17 protein-coding genes are annotated in these 14,482 nt (G+C 63.8%); 6 read left to right on the top strand and 11 right to left on the bottom strand.

Annotated features, from left to right (window positions below; all coding sequences use genetic code 11):
• Positions 1 to 71 precede the first annotated feature (71 nt).
• The 3 genes from IHV84_RS17715 to IHV84_RS17705 are packed head-to-tail and all read right to left on the bottom strand — an operon-like array spanning position 72 to position 2,716.
• Positions 72 to 1,781: a SulP family inorganic anion transporter gene (locus IHV84_RS17715; RefSeq protein ID WP_198847846.1), complete on the bottom strand. Its 1,710-nt coding sequence runs from the start codon at positions 1,779 to 1,781 to the stop codon at positions 72 to 74.
• A gap of 44 nt (positions 1,782 to 1,825) precedes the next feature.
• On the bottom strand, positions 1,826 to 2,254 hold the full coding sequence (locus IHV84_RS17710; RefSeq protein ID WP_198847845.1) for a YeeE/YedE family protein: 429 nt from the start codon (positions 2,252 to 2,254) through the stop codon (positions 1,826 to 1,828).
• A gap of 30 nt (positions 2,255 to 2,284) precedes the next feature.
• Positions 2,285 to 2,716, bottom strand: coding sequence for a YeeE/YedE family protein (locus IHV84_RS17705; RefSeq protein ID WP_066697289.1), 432 nt, complete (start codon positions 2,714 to 2,716; stop codon positions 2,285 to 2,287).
• Between the two features lie 161 nt (positions 2,717 to 2,877).
• On the opposite strand from IHV84_RS17705, the gene IHV84_RS17700 reads away from it, so the two are divergent.
• A complete protein-coding gene (locus IHV84_RS17700; protein ID WP_198847844.1) occupies positions 2,878 to 3,738 on the top strand; it encodes an MBL fold metallo-hydrolase in 861 nt (286 codons plus the stop codon).
• A 28-nt stretch (positions 3,739 to 3,766) separates the two neighbouring features.
• Complete coding sequence (locus IHV84_RS17695; RefSeq protein ID WP_198847843.1) at positions 3,767 to 4,240, top strand: OsmC family protein; 474 nt, start codon at positions 3,767 to 3,769, stop codon at positions 4,238 to 4,240.
• Between the two features lie 116 nt (positions 4,241 to 4,356).
• Here IHV84_RS17695 and trpC read toward each other — a convergent pair whose 3' ends face one another.
• Genes trpC through trpE form a run of 6 tightly spaced genes read right to left on the bottom strand, consistent with a single transcriptional unit; the run spans position 4,357 to position 8,791 of the window.
• Positions 4,357 to 5,157, bottom strand: coding sequence for an indole-3-glycerol phosphate synthase TrpC (gene trpC / locus IHV84_RS17690; RefSeq protein WP_044396563.1), 801 nt, complete (start codon positions 5,155 to 5,157; stop codon positions 4,357 to 4,359).
• Positions 5,150 to 5,293 carry a hypothetical protein gene (locus IHV84_RS17685; RefSeq protein ID WP_198847842.1) on the bottom strand — a complete coding sequence of 48 codons (144 nt, stop codon included), beginning with the start codon at positions 5,291 to 5,293 and terminating at the stop codon, positions 5,150 to 5,152. Before IHV84_RS17685 ends, trpC begins: the two co-directional genes overlap by 8 nt.
• Positions 5,294 to 5,300: 7 nt before the next feature.
• Positions 5,301 to 6,332, bottom strand: coding sequence for an anthranilate phosphoribosyltransferase (gene trpD, locus IHV84_RS17680; RefSeq protein ID WP_067513440.1), 1,032 nt, complete (start codon positions 6,330 to 6,332; stop codon positions 5,301 to 5,303).
• Between the two features lie 46 nt (positions 6,333 to 6,378).
• The gene (locus IHV84_RS17675) at positions 6,379 to 6,963 is read right to left on the bottom strand and encodes an aminodeoxychorismate/anthranilate synthase component II (RefSeq protein WP_066697265.1); all 585 of its coding nucleotides are present in this window, start codon (positions 6,961 to 6,963) and stop codon (positions 6,379 to 6,381) included.
• Positions 6,960 to 7,295 (bottom strand): chorismate mutase, encoded by a 336-nt coding sequence (locus tag IHV84_RS17670; protein WP_066697262.1) that lies wholly within the window; start codon positions 7,293 to 7,295, stop codon positions 6,960 to 6,962. Before IHV84_RS17670 ends, IHV84_RS17675 begins: the two co-directional genes overlap by 4 nt.
• Entirely contained in the window at positions 7,292 to 8,791 is a 1,500-nt protein-coding gene (gene trpE / locus IHV84_RS17665; RefSeq protein ID WP_198847841.1) for an anthranilate synthase component I, read from the bottom strand. The genes IHV84_RS17670 and trpE overlap by 4 nt, the downstream gene beginning before the upstream one ends.
• Positions 8,792 to 9,165: 374 nt before the next feature.
• On the opposite strand from trpE, the gene IHV84_RS17660 reads away from it, so the two are divergent.
• A complete protein-coding gene (locus IHV84_RS17660; protein WP_044396443.1) occupies positions 9,166 to 9,753 on the top strand; it encodes a chalcone isomerase family protein in 588 nt (195 codons plus the stop codon).
• Between the two features lie 24 nt (positions 9,754 to 9,777).
• Here IHV84_RS17660 and gph read toward each other — a convergent pair whose 3' ends face one another.
• Positions 9,778 to 10,491: a phosphoglycolate phosphatase gene (gph, locus tag IHV84_RS17655; protein ID WP_370541316.1), complete on the bottom strand. Its 714-nt coding sequence runs from the start codon at positions 10,489 to 10,491 to the stop codon at positions 9,778 to 9,780.
• Between the two features lie 177 nt (positions 10,492 to 10,668).
• Here gph and IHV84_RS17650 point away from each other — a divergent pair, with 177 nt between their 5' ends.
• Positions 10,669 to 11,046, top strand: a complete 378-nt coding sequence (locus IHV84_RS17650) for a hypothetical protein (RefSeq protein WP_198847839.1) — start codon at positions 10,669 to 10,671, stop codon at positions 11,044 to 11,046.
• A gap of 81 nt (positions 11,047 to 11,127) precedes the next feature.
• On the opposite strand, the gene rpe is transcribed toward IHV84_RS17650, so the two are convergent.
• The gene (rpe, locus tag IHV84_RS17645) at positions 11,128 to 11,808 is read right to left on the bottom strand and encodes a ribulose-phosphate 3-epimerase (protein WP_066695396.1); all 681 of its coding nucleotides are present in this window, start codon (positions 11,806 to 11,808) and stop codon (positions 11,128 to 11,130) included.
• 88 nt (positions 11,809 to 11,896) lie between these two features.
• On the opposite strand from rpe, the gene apaG reads away from it, so the two are divergent.
• Both apaG and IHV84_RS17635 read left to right on the top strand, forming a co-directional pair.
• Positions 11,897 to 12,304, top strand: coding sequence for a Co2+/Mg2+ efflux protein ApaG (gene apaG / locus IHV84_RS17640; RefSeq protein WP_198847838.1), 408 nt, complete (start codon positions 11,897 to 11,899; stop codon positions 12,302 to 12,304).
• Positions 12,301 to 14,283 (top strand): site-specific recombinase, encoded by a 1,983-nt coding sequence (locus IHV84_RS17635; RefSeq protein WP_198847837.1) that lies wholly within the window; start codon positions 12,301 to 12,303, stop codon positions 14,281 to 14,283. The genes apaG and IHV84_RS17635 overlap by 4 nt, the downstream gene beginning before the upstream one ends.
• Positions 14,284 to 14,482: the final 199 nt, after the last annotated feature.

Below are 14,482 nucleotides of genomic sequence, written 5' to 3'. Positions count from 1 at the left end.
TGCTGGGTGCGGCCATGGGGAATCAAAGTGTCACTAGCATTCGCTAGAAGAGCCTTATTTCATCTAAAAATTCAGCCCGCTTGGTGTCTCTGCGCCACATCGGCAAAAGCCTCGTGCGTGCTCAGGAACACCTGACCCTGCATGCGCCGACCGAAGTCGGTTTCTTGGAGCCGGTCCATCACCGGCCCCTTGACTTCGGCCAGCAAAAAACGAATGCCGCGCTCGCGCAGGCTGCGTTCCAGATCACCCAGCACCCCCAGGGCAGTGGCGTCGATCTGGTTGACGGCAGAGCACACCAGCAGCACATGGCGCGCGGCGGGGTTGGCGTGGACCAGCGCCTCGATACGGTCTTGCAGCACGCTGGCGTTGGCGAAATACAGGCTTTCGTCCACCCGCACCGCCACCAAGCCGGGCTCGGTAACGACTTGGTGCCGGTCTACGTTGCGGAAGTGCTCGGTACCTGGCACCCGGCCCACCACGGCCATGTGCGGATGGCTGCTGCGCCACACCAGGGTGCCCAGCGACAACGCCACCCCTAGCAGGATGCCTGCCTCCACACCCAACGCCATCACCCCCAACGCGGTGGCGATCAGCGACAGCGCATCGGCCTTGTCGTAGTGCCAGGCCTCGCGCAGCGTGTCCATGTCGATCAGCCCAGTCACCGCCACGATGATGGTGGCCGCCAGCACGGCTTGGGGCAGTGCATGGAACCAGCCGGTGAAGAAAGCCACCACCAGTGCCATCAGCGCGGCCGAAATGACGCCTGCCAGCGGTGTATTGGCACCAGCAGCAAAGTTGACCACCGAGCGGGCAAATCCACCGGTGACTGGAAAGCCGCCCGACACGGCACTGGCCAGGTTGGCAGCGCCCAGGCCCAGCAACTCGCGGTTGGGCTCAATGCGCTGCTGGCACTTGAGGGCCAGCGACTGGGCCACAGACACGCTCTCGACAAAGCCCACCAGTGAAATCAGCAGCGCGGGCAACCACAGCGCCTGCACCGAGCCCCAATCCCAGGCGGGCAGACCCAGCGCGGGCAAGCCCTGCGGCACGGTGCCCACCACGGGCACACCGTGGCTGCGGTCCAGCCCCCACAGGCTGACGACGGCCGTGGAAACAACCACCACCAGCATCGGCGACAGCTTGGCGGCCATGTCAGCCGCTTTGGCGGGCAAACCTGTGCGCACCAGCAACTTGGCCAGATATTTGCGGGCGAACCACAGGAACAGCACGCTGGCGCCCCCCAGCGCCAGCACGGCGGGCTTGGTTTGGGGCAAGGCGTGGGCCAGGCTGGAGAGGGTCTGTAAGACGTTCTCGCCCTGCACTTTCACGCCCAGCAGGTGCTTGAGCTGGCCCACGGCAATCAGTACCGCAGAGCCGGTGATGAAGCCGCTGATGACCGGGTGGCTCAAGAAATGCGCCAGAAAACCCAGGCGCAACAGGCCAAAGGCCAGCAACATCACCCCGGAGAGCAGAGACAGCAGCACGGCCAGCTGCACATACTGCACCGAGCCCGCCGCAGCCAGCGGCTGCAAGGCGCTCGCTGTCATCAGCGAAGCCACGGCCACGGGCCCCACAGCCAGCGTCATGCTGGAGCCCAGCAGCGCATAAGCCACGATGGGCAGCAGGCTGGCGTACAACCCCACTTCGGCCGGCAGCCCCGCCAGCAGCGCATAGGCCAGGCTTTGCGGGATCAGCATCACCGTGACGATCAGGCCCGCCACCGCATCCCCGGCCAGCCAGGAGGCCCGGTAGTTGCGCAGCCAATCGGGAATGGGGTTCATGGCGGGCCTTCCTTGCCGTTACAACTCAAGGCGATGAGTCAAGCTCAGGCTTTCATGGAGCGGCGGGATTCCAGCCATTCAAAAATGGCCATGCCTGCCACCATCGCAATGACGAACACGATGGCCTTGGGCTGGCCAGCGCCCGCCGACACGATGGCGGGCCCAGGGCAGAAACCGGCCACACCCCAGCCTGCGCCAAACATCAAACTGCCAATGACCAGGCGCTTGTCGATGTGGCGTGCTGTAGGCAACTGCATGGCACCACCCAAAAAAGCGGTGGTGCGCTTGCGGGCCACAAAAAAGGCGCCAATGCCGACCAGGATGGCCCCGCCCATCACAAAAGCGAGCGACGGGTCCCAATTCCCGGCCAGATCCAGAAAGCCCTGGACTTTGGCCGGATCGGTCATGCCTGCCACGATGAGGCCGATGCCAAACAACAGACCAACAACAAATTCCATCAAACGGTGTGCCATGGTGTACTCCTCAGCTTGAAAACGGGCGGCTTACGCGAAGACGTGGCGCAGCAAAAAGACAGTGATGAAACCCGCCGCCATGAACGACAGCGTGGCCACCAGCGAGCGGGGCGACATGCGCGAGAGGCCGCACACGCCATGGCCGCTGGTGCAGCCCGAGCCGTAGCGGGTGCCAATGCCCACCAGCAAGCCTGCGACGATCACCATGGCCCAGCTAGCGTCGATGGTCGCGACCATCGGGCCGATGAAGGCCACATACAGGCTGGGCGCCACCAGCATGCCCAGCAGGAAAGACAGGCGCCAGACGATGTCGCGCGTCTTGGGCCGCAGCAGCCCGCCCACAATGCCGCTGATGCCCAGCACCCGCCCGTTGAACAGGATGAACAGGGCCGAGGCCAGGCCCAGCACGATGCCGCCGGCCAGCGACATCCAGGGGGTGAAGTGGTTCCAGTCAATCGTCATGTCTCTGTACTCCTTGATTTCACAAAATGGCTTGAACAGTTCCGCGATCACTGCCCGAATGTCCAAGACAGCATCGTTGCGTTCGCATGGCTGGACATTGTATATGATTTGATATATTATTCAAACACATTCTGTTTTTTTCTAAAACGTAGGGAGCTGCCATGCAAGCCCAAGTGAAAGCCTTCTTTGACCCGGCCACCTGGACCGTGTCCTATGTGGTGTTCGATGCGCCTGGCGGCCATTGCGCGCTGGTGGATTCGGTGCTGGACTACGACCCCAAGTCCGGCCGCACCCGCACGGATTCAGCCGATCAGCTGATCGCTTTCGTGCGCGAGCAGAACCTGATGGTGGACTGGATTCTGGAAACCCATGCCCACGCCGACCACCTCTCGGCGGCGCCCTACCTGCGCAAGCACCTGGGCGGCAAAATTGCCATCGGCGGCAAGATCACCCAGGTGCAGAACGTGTTCAAGGGCATCTTCCATCTGGAGCCTGAATTCGCTACCAACGGCAGCCAGTTCGACCACCTGTTTGAAGACGGCGACACCTTTGCGATTGGCACCCTGCAAGCGCAGGCGCTGTCGGTGCCCGGCCACACCCCTGCCTGCATGGCCTACCAGGTGGGTGATGCGGTGTTCGTGGGCGATACGCTCTTCATGCCCGATGTGGGCACTGCGCGCTGCGACTTCCCCGGCGGCAACGCCCACACGCTGTACCAGTCGGTTCGCAAGTTGCTGAGCCTGCCACCCGAGACACGTCTGTTCATGTGCCACGACTACCCACCCGAGGGCCGGGCAGCCCAATGGGAATGCACCGTGGCAGACCAGCGCGCGCGCAACATCCATGTGCACGATGGCGTGAGCGAAGCAGAGTTCGTGGCCATGCGAACGAAGCGCGACGCAGGCCTGGCCATGCCAGTGTTGATCCTGCCCTCGGTGCAGGTCAACATCCGCGCGGGCGAGCTGCCACCGCCCGAGGCCAATGGCGTCAGCTACCTCAAGATCCCGCTGAACGCGCTGTGATGCGTTCCACCCGCTTCAAGGAGTCTTCATGAGCAACGGCCCCATCACCGTGACGCTGACCCAGCAGCGCGACTACCAGTTCCAGATCGACTTCGGCGCCCCTGTGCCCAGCCTGCTGGGCGACGAGCCCCCACCGCTGGGCCAGTCAGCTGGCCCCTCGCCCATGCAACTGCTATGTGCCGCAGTGGGCAATTGTCTGAGCGATTCGCTGCTATTTGCGCTGCGCAAGTTCAAACAAAGCCCCGACCCGCTGCATTGCACAGTGACGGCCGATGTAGGCCGCAATGCAGAGAACCGACTGCGCGTGCTGGGCATCCAGGCCACGCTGCAACTGGGCGTACCCAGTGGCCATCTGGAGCACCTGGACCGGGTGCTGAGCAGTTTTGAGGCCTATTGCACCGTAACGCAGAGCGTGGGGCAAGGCATTCCCATTCAGGTCACCGTGCTGGATGTGGATGGCAGTGTGTTGCACGGCGGCCAGTCCGCAGGAATGCAAGCCTGAATTTGAAGGACCAGCAGCAGGCAAAAGCGGCTGTCAGCACGGCACCGTGCCGATTGCTTCCCCGCACCCCGCGCTAAGCGGGAAAGCGTGGCGGTTGAGCCCCGTGCGCGCGATCTTCAGGCGAACAGCCTAGCGAGCGCCAGCCCTGGGTCGTCGGCCCGCATGAAGGCCTCACCCACCAGGAAGGCGTGTACGCCCGCATCGCGCATAGTCTTCACATCGGCGGGCTGGAGGATGCCGGACTCGGTCACCAGCAGGCGGTCGGCGGGCACGTCCTTGAGCATGCCCAGGGTCGTATCGAGCGTGACCTCGAACGTCCGCAGGTTGCGGTTGTTGATGCCCACCAGCGGGGTCTTGAGCTTGAGGGCGCGCTCCAACTCGGGGCGGTCGTGCACCTCTACCAGCACGGCCATGTCCAGGCTGCGGGCGATGGCCTCAAAGTCGGCCATCTGCGCATCATCCAGGCACGCGGCGATCAGCAATATGGCGTCGGCGCCCATGGCCCGCGACTCATAGATCTGGTACGCATCCACCATGAAATCCTTGCGCAGCACGGGCAGCAAGGTGCTGGCGCGGGCCTGCTTCAGGTAGTCGGGCTGGCCCTGGAAAAACTGACGATCCGTCAAAACCGACAGGCAAGCCGCGCTCACCTTGCCGTCGCCTTCCATGTAGCTCTGGGCAATGTCGGCAGGCTCGAAGTTGGCGCGCAGCACGCCCTTGCTGGGGCTGGCCTTCTTGACCTCGGCAATCACCGCCGCCTGGCCCTTGGCGATCTTGGCGCGCAGCGCGCCTTCAAAATCGCGGGTGAGCACACGGCTCTCGGCATCGGCGCGCATGGCGGGCAACGGCAGGCGCTGTTTGGCAGCGGCCACTTCTTCGTGCTTGACGGCGACGATTTTGTTGAGGATGTCACTCATGGTTTGCAGCCTTCTTGTCGGGCTCGGCAGAGCCCTGTTTGAGTATTTTGGTGAACACGCGGTGCATCACCACGCCCACCACGATGAACAGCGCTGATACGCCCAGGGCGATCCACAGTCCAGGGTCGCTCCACATGGCTGCCTCAGGCCGCCAGCGCGTGGGTGCGCACCACCAGCGCCTCCAGCTTGGCCTTGGCGGCGCCGCTGGCGATGGCTGCTCGTGCCTTGGCGATGCCGTCCTGGATGGACGCCGCCACATTGGCCGCATACAGCGCCGCCCCAGCGTTCAGACAAACGATGTCGTGCGCGGCGCCGGTCGCACCACTGAGCACATCCAGCAGCATCTGGCGCGACTGCTCGGGCGTTTCCACTTTCAGCGCCCGGTTGCTCACCATGGGCAGGCCAAAGTCTTCGGGGTGGATTTCGTATTCGGTGATCTGGCCATTCTTCAGCTCGCCCACCAGCGTAGCGGCGCCCAGGCTCACTTCGTCCATGCCGTCGCGGCCGTACACAACCAGCGCGTGTTCGGCGCCCAGGCGCTGCAGCGCGCGCACCTGGATACCGACGAGGTCGGGGTGGAACACACCCATCAAGATGTTGGGCGCGCCTGCCGGGTTGGTCAGCGGCCCCAGGATGTTGAACAGCGTGCGCACGCCCAGCTCCTTGCGCACCGGCGCCACGTTTTTCATGGCGGGGTGGTGGTTGGGCGCAAACATGAAGCCAATGCCAACATCGGCAATGCACTGGGCGATCTGCTCTGGCTGCAGGTTGATGTGGATGCCCAGAGCGTCCATCACATCCGCGCTGCCGCTCTTGCTGGAAACACTGCGCCCACCGTGCTTGCTGACCTTGGCGCCCGCCGCCGCAGCCACAAACATGGAGCAGGTGGAGATGTTGAAGGTGTTGGCACCGTCACCACCCGTGCCCACGATGTCCACCATGTGGGTCGTGTCCTGAACGTGCACCTTGGTGCTGAACTCGCGCATGACCTGCGCGGCGGCGGTGATCTCGCCAATGGTTTCCTTCTTCACGCGCAGGCCGGTGATGATGGCGGCGGTCATCACGGGCGAGAGCTCGCCGTTCATGATGAGCCGCATCAGGTGCAGCATCTCGTCGTGGAAGATTTCGCGGTGTTCAATCGTGCGCTGCAGCGCTTCCTGGGGGGTGATGGGCATGGGGTACCTGCTGGGTGTGGGGTGATGACCGAAACGGTAGCGGCACTCAGGCCCGCTGCTCCAAAAAGTTCTTGAGCATGGCGTGGCCGTGCTCGGTCAAGATGCTTTCGGGGTGGAACTGCACGCCTTCAATCGGCAGCGTCTTATGGCGCACGCCCATGATTTCGCCGTCCTCCGTCCAGGCCGTCACTTCCAGCACCTCGGGGCAGGTGGCGCGCTCGATGGCCAGCGAGTGGTAGCGGTTGACCGTGAACTTTTCAGGCAATCCGGCAAACACGCCCTTTTGCGTGGTGGTGATGACGCTGGTTTTGCCATGCATCAGCTCCTGCGCGCGGATGATGTTGCCGCCAAATGCTGCGCCAATGCTCTGGTGGCCCAAGCACACACCCAGGATGGGCAGCTTGCCCGCAAAGTGCTTGATCGCAGCCACCGAGATGCCGGCCTCGGCCGGTGAGCATGGGCCGGGCGAAATGACCAGACGATCGAGCTTGCCCGCATTCAGGCGCGCTTCGATCTCGGCCACGGTGATCTCGTCGTTGCGGAACACTTCCACCTCGGCGCCCAGTTCACCAAAGTACTGGACGATGTTGTAGGTGAAGCTGTCGTAGTTATCGACCATCAAGAGTTTCATGCGGCGCTCCCGGCAGTGGCGGGCTCGCGCAGACGGGCGAACTCGCGGTGTTCATAAGCAATGCAGGCTTCCATGAGACTGCGGTAGATGGCTTCCATCACATCGGCGTCGCCGCCTTCGGCCAGGGTCCGCTCGCGCACACGGTCCACGATGGCCTGGATGCGGGCTTCGTCGCGCACCTGGGCGGGGTCTTGCTTGATGCGGGCGGCCTGGGTCATGTAGCCCACGCGCTCCACCAGCAGGGGCACCAGCACGTCATCCAGCGCGTTTACTTCACGGCGCACATCCTGCATCGTGTGGCAGTGTTTGACTTTGTCGATTGCGCGGGTCATTCGAGGCCCTCCTCCACCAGCTCGGCCGCACGCAACAGTGCGCGGGCCTTGTGTTCGGTTTCTTTCCATTCCAGCTCAGGCACAGAATCTGCCACCACCCCGGCAGCGGCCTGCACATACAGGGTGCCGTTCTTGATGATGCCGGTGCGGATGGCAATGGCCACGTCCATATCGCCCGCATAGCTGAGGTAGCCACACGCGCCACCGTACAGGCCACGCTTGGTAGGTTCGAGCTGGTCGATGAGTTCCATGGCATGCACCTTGGGCGCACCGGTCAGCGTGCCTGCGGGGAAGGTGGCCTTGAGCACATCCATGCTGGTCATGCCGTCATGCAGGATGCCTTCCACGTTGCTCACGATGTGCATCACATGGCTGTAGCGCTCCACCACAAAGGCTTCCGTCACCTTCACGCTGCCGGTTTTGGCGATGCGGCCGATGTCGTTGCGCGCCAGGTCAATCAGCATCACATGCTCGGCACGTTCCTTGGGATCGTTGATGAGTTCGACCTCGGCCGCCTTGTCCTTCTCTGGGGTGGCGCCGCGTGGGCGGGTGCCCGCCAGGGGGCGGATGGTGACCTTGGTGCCGTCTTCCGTCTTTTCCTGGCGCACCAGGATCTCGGGACTGGCGCCCACCACATGGAAGTCGCCAAAGTCGTAGAAATACATGTAGGGCGATGGGTTCAGCGAACGCAGCGCACGGTACAGCGACAGGGGAGACTCGGTGTAGCGCTTGTGGATGCGCTGACCCACCTGCACCTGCATGAAGTCACCGGCCGCGATCAGCTCCTTGGCCCGCTCCACAGCGGCCAGGTAATCGGCCTTGGCAAAGTCGCGCTGGGCGGGGTGGCTTTCGGTGGCCTTCACCACCGGGGCGCTCACCGAGTACTTGAGCTGCTCCTTCAAGTCGCGCAAACGCTTCTTGGCCCGGGTGTAGGCCTCAGGCTGGGCGGGGTCAGCGTAGACAATGAGGTAGAGCTTGCCCGACAGGTTGTCGATGACGGCCAGCTCCTCGCACTGCAGCAGCAGGATGTCGGGGCATCCCAGGGTGTCGGGCGGGCAGGTGGATTCGAGTTTCTTCTCGATGTAGCGCACCGCGTCATACCCGAAGTAGCCCGCCAAGCCGCCACAAAAACGCGGCAAGCCGGGGCGCAAAGCCACCTTGAAGCGCTTTTGGTACTCCGCAATGAAATCGAGCGGATTGCCCGCAGCGGTTTCCACCACTTGGCCGTCGGTCACGACTTCGGTACGCGCCTCGGCCCCGAAGCCACTGGCGCGCAGCAGGGTGCGCGCGGGCAGGCCGATGAAGCTGTAGCGCCCAAAGCGCTCGCCGCCCACCACGGATTCCAGCAGAAAGCTGTGCTTGCCGCCGTCCTTGGTGTGCGCCAGCTTCAGGTACAGCGAGAGCGGGGTTTCCAGGTCCGCAAAGGCCTCGACCATGAGCGGAATACGGTTATAGCCTTCGCTGGCCAGGCTTTTGAATTCAAGTTCTGTGATCACGGGGAGAGCTCCCTGCTGTCGCAGCGCGCATCCCCTGGGTAGTGAAACGGGGGCGCTGCGGTCCATTCAATCGGCCTTGCCGCCTGAATGGGGCAGAGGCCACGGGTGCACGCCGGGCTCAGGCCCAGGTGCCATCAGGCGTTCAAAGCGGCAGGCTGACGCCAGGGCCAGGCTCCCCGGTCGCTGCAACCTGTGATGAACACGTGATGAATGAACATGGGGCCAAAGTGTAGCAAAGGCTCCCGGGGAATTTGTCTGCGGATGACCCCATCACAACAAAACCAACGCCTACCCCATCGAAAACCCTGTTGCACAGGCCTGGCGGTGAAGCAACAATTTGAAACGAACGACCGTTCTTTTTTCGGGAGCTGTAGATGACGATCTTGAAGCGATGGGCTCTGGGCGTGTGCGCCTTCATCCTGGCAGGCAGTGCCTGGAGCCAGGCAGTGACCGTGGCCGACGTGAAGTACGAACCCACCCAGACGCTGGGGGATAGCACCGTGCAGCTCAACGGAGCCGGTGTGCGCTACAAGGCGGTGTTCAAGGTGTACACCGCCGGCCTGTACCTGGAGAAAAAAGCCTCCACCCCACAAGAAGTAGCCAGCCAGCGCGGCCCCAAGCGCCTGAGCATCACCATGCTGCGCGAAATTGACTCGACAGAACTGGGCAAGCTGTTTTCCCGAGGCATGGAAGACAACATGGACCGCGCCGCGTTCTCGCGCATCGTGCCGGGCGTGCTGCGCATGAGCCAGATCTTTTCAGACCACAAAAAGCTGCAGGCGGGCGATCAGTTCATGATCGACTGGATTCCGGGCACCGGCACCGTCATCACCGTGAAGGGCAAAGTCCAGGGCGAGCCCTTCAAGGAGCCTGAATTTTTCAATGCCCTCTTGGGCATCTGGCTGGGCAACCTGCCCGCCGACTTCAAGCTGAAAGACGCCTTGCTGGGCAAGCCTGCCTGACGCGGAGCAGACACGGCCTGCGCGTCACCGGCGGGCCAGCCACCGCCCCACTTCTTCGAGCGAATCGACGTACCCGTCGGCATCCACATGGCGCACGGGCTGGCCATGGTTGTAGCCATAGGTCACCAGCACCACCGGGCAACCGGCGGCGCGTGCCGCCTGCGCGTCATTGCTGGAGTCGCCCAGCATCAGCGTGCTCGCTGCGGAGCTGCCCAGCGCTTCGCAGGTCTTGACCAGGGGCAGCGGGTCGGGCTTTTTGCGCTCGAAGCTGTCACCGCCAAACACGCGTGCAAAAAAACCATCCAGGCCTTTGGCCTGGAGCAGTGGCTGAGCGAACGCCAGCGGCTTGTTGGTCAGGCAAGCCAGCGGCAGGCCCGCCCCCTGCAAGGCTTGCAGCCCCTGCACCACGCCGGGGTACACGGCCGAATGGCTGCCGTTGATTTCCAGGTAGTGGTGCTGGTAGCGGGCCCAGGCTTGCGGAAACAGCGCTTCAATTTTGATAGCTGCCTGCGCTTGTTCCACGGGCGCTAGAACGTGTTTTAGCACCGAACGCAGCAAATGCTCCGAGCCCTTGCCCACCATGTTCTCGGCCTGATCGGCGGCAATGGGGGGCAGGCTCAGATCGCGCAGCATGCGGTTCAATGCTTCGTTGAAGTCACCCATGGTGTCCACCATGGTGCCGTCCAGATCAACGATGACGGCGTCTACGCCGCTGGGGTTCAGGGTATTCAGGTTCACAGGAAGAAGGGGCGGGAAAGCGCCAGCACAGCGATGAAAGCGCCTGAATATAGACCAGCGCCAGCACGCCGCGGCGCCCCGCCGCGTACGCCCAGGGCAGGCCTCGTCTGACAAGGCCCGGCCGCTCAGGCTTTTATGCTTTGCCTTCATTTCCCTGGCTTATCGCAAGGAATATCCATGAAACGCACAGCATTTTTGACATCAACCTGCACCATGGCAGCCGCCTTGGCCTGCACTACCGCCCTGGCCCAGCCCGCGAATGACGCCCGCGCCCGCTACGAAGAAGAACGGCGCGCCTGCATGACCCAAAACACACAGGACTCCCAGGCTACCTGCCTGCGCGAAGCCAGCGCCGCACGCGATGCGGCGGCCAAAGGCCAGTTGAGCAGCCCCGGCGCAGCCGCCCAAGCCAACGCCCGTGAGCGCTGCAAGGTTTTTCAGGAGGCCGCCGACCAGGCGGAATGTGTGCGCCGGCTGGAGTCCACCGCCAGTGGCTCCGTCGCAGGCGGCGGGTTGCTGCGTGAATCCGTCACCACCACCTACGAGCCGCGCTGAACCCCGGCACGGCGTGGGGCAGGCTCGGCGCCTGAGCGAAAGCGGGGGCTACCGCAGCCCCCCGCAGCTCGTTTGGGTGCGTCAGGCCAGCTGCACGCGCATGGCGTCGATCACCGACTTGTAGTCCGGCTTGCCGAAAATCGCGCTACCGGCCACAAAGGTGTCAGCGCCGGCATCGGCCACGCGGCGAATGTTGTCGGCCTTGATGCCGCCGTCCACTTCCAGGCGGATGTCCTTGCCCGAAGCGTCGATGCGCTTGCGCACGGCTTCGATCTTGCGCAGGGCCGAGTCGATGAAGCTCTGGCCACCAAAGCCGGGGTTCACGCTCATGATGAGGATCAGGTCGATATCGTCAATCACCCAGTCCAGCACATCCAGTGGTTCGGCAGGGTTGAACACCAGACCGGGCTTCACGCCCTTGGACCGGATGGCCTGGATGCTGCGGTGCACGTGGCCCGAGGCATCGGGGTGGAAGCTGATGTAGTCCGCGCCAGCGTCGGCAAAGGCGGCGGCCAGCGCGTCCACCGGCTGGATCATCAGGTGCACATCAATCGGCACGGCCACACCCGCTGGCGTTTTGGCGTGGGGCTTGAGGGCCTGGCACACCATGGGGCCGAAAGTGAGGTTGGGCACGTAATGGTTGTCCATCACGTCGAAGTGGATCCAGTCGGCGCCAGCGGCAATGACATTGCGCACTTCTTCGCCCAGGCGGGCAAAGTCGGCAGAGAGGATGGAGGGGGCGATTTGGAAGGTGCGGCTCATCCCCCGATTGTCGCAAAGCTGGAATGCTGCGGGGTTTTGCCTTGCCCAAGGGCACGCGCTCACACCCCGCACGGTTACCATTCGGCCCATGCCAAAGTACCAGTTTGCGGTGGAAGTTCTGCCCGAATACCTGCCCGAGGAATCGGAGCCAGAACGCGAGGTGTTTGCCTTCGCCTACACCATCACCATCACCAACACGGGCGACGCCCCCGGCCAGCTGATTTCGCGGCACTGGATCATCAGTGACGCCCGCGGCCACACCGAAGAGGTCAAAGGCCTGGGCGTGGTGGGGCAACAGCCCCTGCTCAAGCCGGGTGAGGCCTTCCAGTACACCAGCGGGTGCCGCCTGCGCACGGCCAGCGGCACCATGCACGGCACGTTCCACTGCGTGGCCGAAGACGGCGAGCCTTTCGCCACGCCCGTTCCCCTGTTTGTGCTGGAAGCCATTCACCACAGCTCCACAGGCGAGCCCCTGAACGGAAGGGTACTGCATTGAGCCGCCCCACCGACCTGGCACGCCTGCTGGCGGAACTGGACCCCGAGGCCGACCTTCCCCACCGCCACCTCTGGCTCATTCATTTGCTGGAATGGGTGCGCGGCGACCGCAACTCCGTGCCCGGCGCCACGGCCAGGCTGCAGCTTTTTCTGGATGCCGTTGAAGCACGGCCAGAGTTGCGCGCGCGCCTGCAGGCTTGGTGGGCGCAGTTGGTGGACACGGTGGACATCACCACCTTGCTGGCCGACTTCGGGTTTGCGCCCCGCACTGCTTTTGTGAGCGAGCTGGCGGCCCGCCTGCACACCAAGTGGCTGCCCGGCACGCCGGACACGATCGATGCGTCTGAACTGTTCGTGCTGGCAGTGCCCCATGAATTTGACGCGCAATGGATGGCCGCGCTGGACGAAGCACAGCTCAACCGCCTGGCCGCCCTGCTGGTACCGCCGGGCGAGGAAAGCGGCCTCTCGCTGTGGCGCCACGCGCTGCTCAACGCCATCACCTACTGCGCGGGACAAATCCTCTCGACCGGGTTTGCCCCTGAACTGCGCCTTCGCATGAGCGAAGAAGCGCGCGAAGCCCAGCCCTTCCATGCGCTGATCCGCGACGTGGAGAGCCTGCGCGTAGAGGTGCTGCACGCCTTGCGCACCCCCGACCGGCTCAACGAAGCCGCGCAGCGCCTGCGCGAGCGGCTGGAGGCCTGCCGCGCCGCCACGGCCACGGTTTACACGCACTTTGAAGACAACGGCATCTCCGTCGGGCTGGTGTTCCGCCTGCGCCAGCTGCGCGAACGCATCGTGCGCGTGCGGCTGCTGCTCGACTGCCTGCTGTCGCCCAAGCCCGCCCTGGCGGCCGCCAAGCTGATGTCTTCGCTGGTGCAGGTGGGCCAGGAGCGGCGCAGTCTGCGCGCGCTGTTCGCCTCCAACTCCTCGCTGGTCGCGGCCAAGGTGGCCGAGCGCAGCGCTGAAACGGGCGAGCACTACATCACCCGCACGCCAGCCGAATACCGCTCCATGGTCCACAAGGCAGCGGGCGGCGGGCTGGTGATTGCTTTCACCACGCTGATCAAGTTTGGCTTGTACGCCCTGGCGCTGTCGGCCTTCTGGGCGGGTTTCTGGGCGGGTGTGAACTATGCGGTGAGCTTTGTGCTGGTGCAGTTGCTGCATTTCACGGTGGCCACCAAGCAGCCAGCCATGACCGCCCCGGCCATGGCGGCCAAGCTCAAAGAACTGGGCTGCGGCGACGCCATCGAGTCGTTTGTGGACGAGATCACCCATCTGGTGCGATCGCAGGTGGCCGCAGTGCTGGGCAACGTGCTGGTGGTGATGCCTGTGGTGCTGGGCATTGCACTGCTCATGCTCCACACCCTGGGCACACCGCCCATCTCTGAAAAGCAGGCGCTGCAGGTGCTGGAGTCACTGCACCTGCTGGGCCCATCGGTGTTTTTTGCCGCCTTCACGGGGGTGCTGCTGTTTGCCTCCAGCATCATTGCCGGGTGGACGGAAAACTGGTTCGTTCTGGCGCGCATGGACTCGGCCATTCAATACAACCCACGCATCACCCGCCTGCTGGGCACTGCGCGCGCGGCACGCTGGGCGCACTTCCTGCGCGAAAACATCTCGGGCTTTGCGGCCAACATTTCGCTGGGATTCATGCTGGGCCTGGTGCCCGTGATTGCCACCTTCTTCGGCCTGGGGCTGGATGTGCGCCACATCACCTTGTCGGCGGGCCAGATTGCCGCTGCCTGCGCCACGCTAGGGCTGGATGTGTTGCACCAGCCCGGCTTCTGGTGGGCAGTTGCCACGTTGCCCTTGCTGGGGGCGTTCAACGTGGGTGTGAGCTTCTACCTGGCCTTCAATCTGGCCATGCGCGCCCGCAACGTCAGCGGCGTGGATCGCTCGCGCATTTATGCAGCGATCCGGGCCCGCCTGCGCAGCGCACCGTTGAGCTTTTTCCGACCTGAACGCGCACGGGCTGCCTGAGAGTCTTCTCTGCGTGCCCGCGCGTTTTGACACCGCCAGGACACCGGTGGCGACAGACGAAACTGTCCTACACACACATCCTGTTGCAACCCGTAGAGTCTGGCGGTACGTCAAAAAACGTCTCTGTGAACGCTCTGAAGGGAGTTGCTTGAATGCGCCGCTGACCTTTGCTGATGCAAAGAGCGGTTGATCCGCGCGG

Source organism: Acidovorax sp. IB03, assembly GCF_016406015.1.
GTDB classification, from domain to species: domain Bacteria; phylum Pseudomonadota; class Gammaproteobacteria; order Burkholderiales; family Burkholderiaceae_C; genus Acidovorax; species Acidovorax temperans.
This window is presented reverse-complemented; position numbering and strand designations above follow the sequence as displayed.

Coding starts and splice junctions, on each gene's coding strand:
- IHV84_RS17715 (WP_198847846.1), bottom strand. CDS start 1,781: ATGAACCCCATTCCCGATTGGCTGCGCAACTACCGGGCCTCCTGGCTG.
- IHV84_RS17710 (WP_198847845.1), bottom strand. CDS start 2,254: ATGGCACACCGTTTGATGGAATTTGTTGTTGGTCTGTTGTTTGGCATC.
- IHV84_RS17705 (WP_066697289.1), bottom strand. CDS start 2,716: ATGACGATTGACTGGAACCACTTCACCCCCTGGATGTCGCTGGCCGGC.
- IHV84_RS17700 (WP_198847844.1), top strand. CDS start 2,878: ATGCAAGCCCAAGTGAAAGCCTTCTTTGACCCGGCCACCTGGACCGTG.
- IHV84_RS17695 (WP_198847843.1), top strand. CDS start 3,767: ATGAGCAACGGCCCCATCACCGTGACGCTGACCCAGCAGCGCGACTAC.
- trpC (WP_044396563.1), bottom strand. CDS start 5,157: ATGAGTGACATCCTCAACAAAATCGTCGCCGTCAAGCACGAAGAAGTG.
- IHV84_RS17685 (WP_198847842.1), bottom strand. CDS start 5,293: ATGTGGAGCGACCCTGGACTGTGGATCGCCCTGGGCGTATCAGCGCTG.
- trpD (WP_067513440.1), bottom strand. CDS start 6,332: ATGCCCATCACCCCCCAGGAAGCGCTGCAGCGCACGATTGAACACCGC.
- IHV84_RS17675 (WP_066697265.1), bottom strand. CDS start 6,963: ATGAAACTCTTGATGGTCGATAACTACGACAGCTTCACCTACAACATC.
- IHV84_RS17670 (WP_066697262.1), bottom strand. CDS start 7,295: ATGACCCGCGCAATCGACAAAGTCAAACACTGCCACACGATGCAGGAT.
- IHV84_RS17660 (WP_044396443.1), top strand. CDS start 9,166: ATGACGATCTTGAAGCGATGGGCTCTGGGCGTGTGCGCCTTCATCCTG.
- IHV84_RS17650 (WP_198847839.1), top strand. CDS start 10,669: ATGAAACGCACAGCATTTTTGACATCAACCTGCACCATGGCAGCCGCC.
- rpe (WP_066695396.1), bottom strand. CDS start 11,808: ATGAGCCGCACCTTCCAAATCGCCCCCTCCATCCTCTCTGCCGACTTT.
- apaG (WP_198847838.1), top strand. CDS start 11,897: ATGCCAAAGTACCAGTTTGCGGTGGAAGTTCTGCCCGAATACCTGCCC.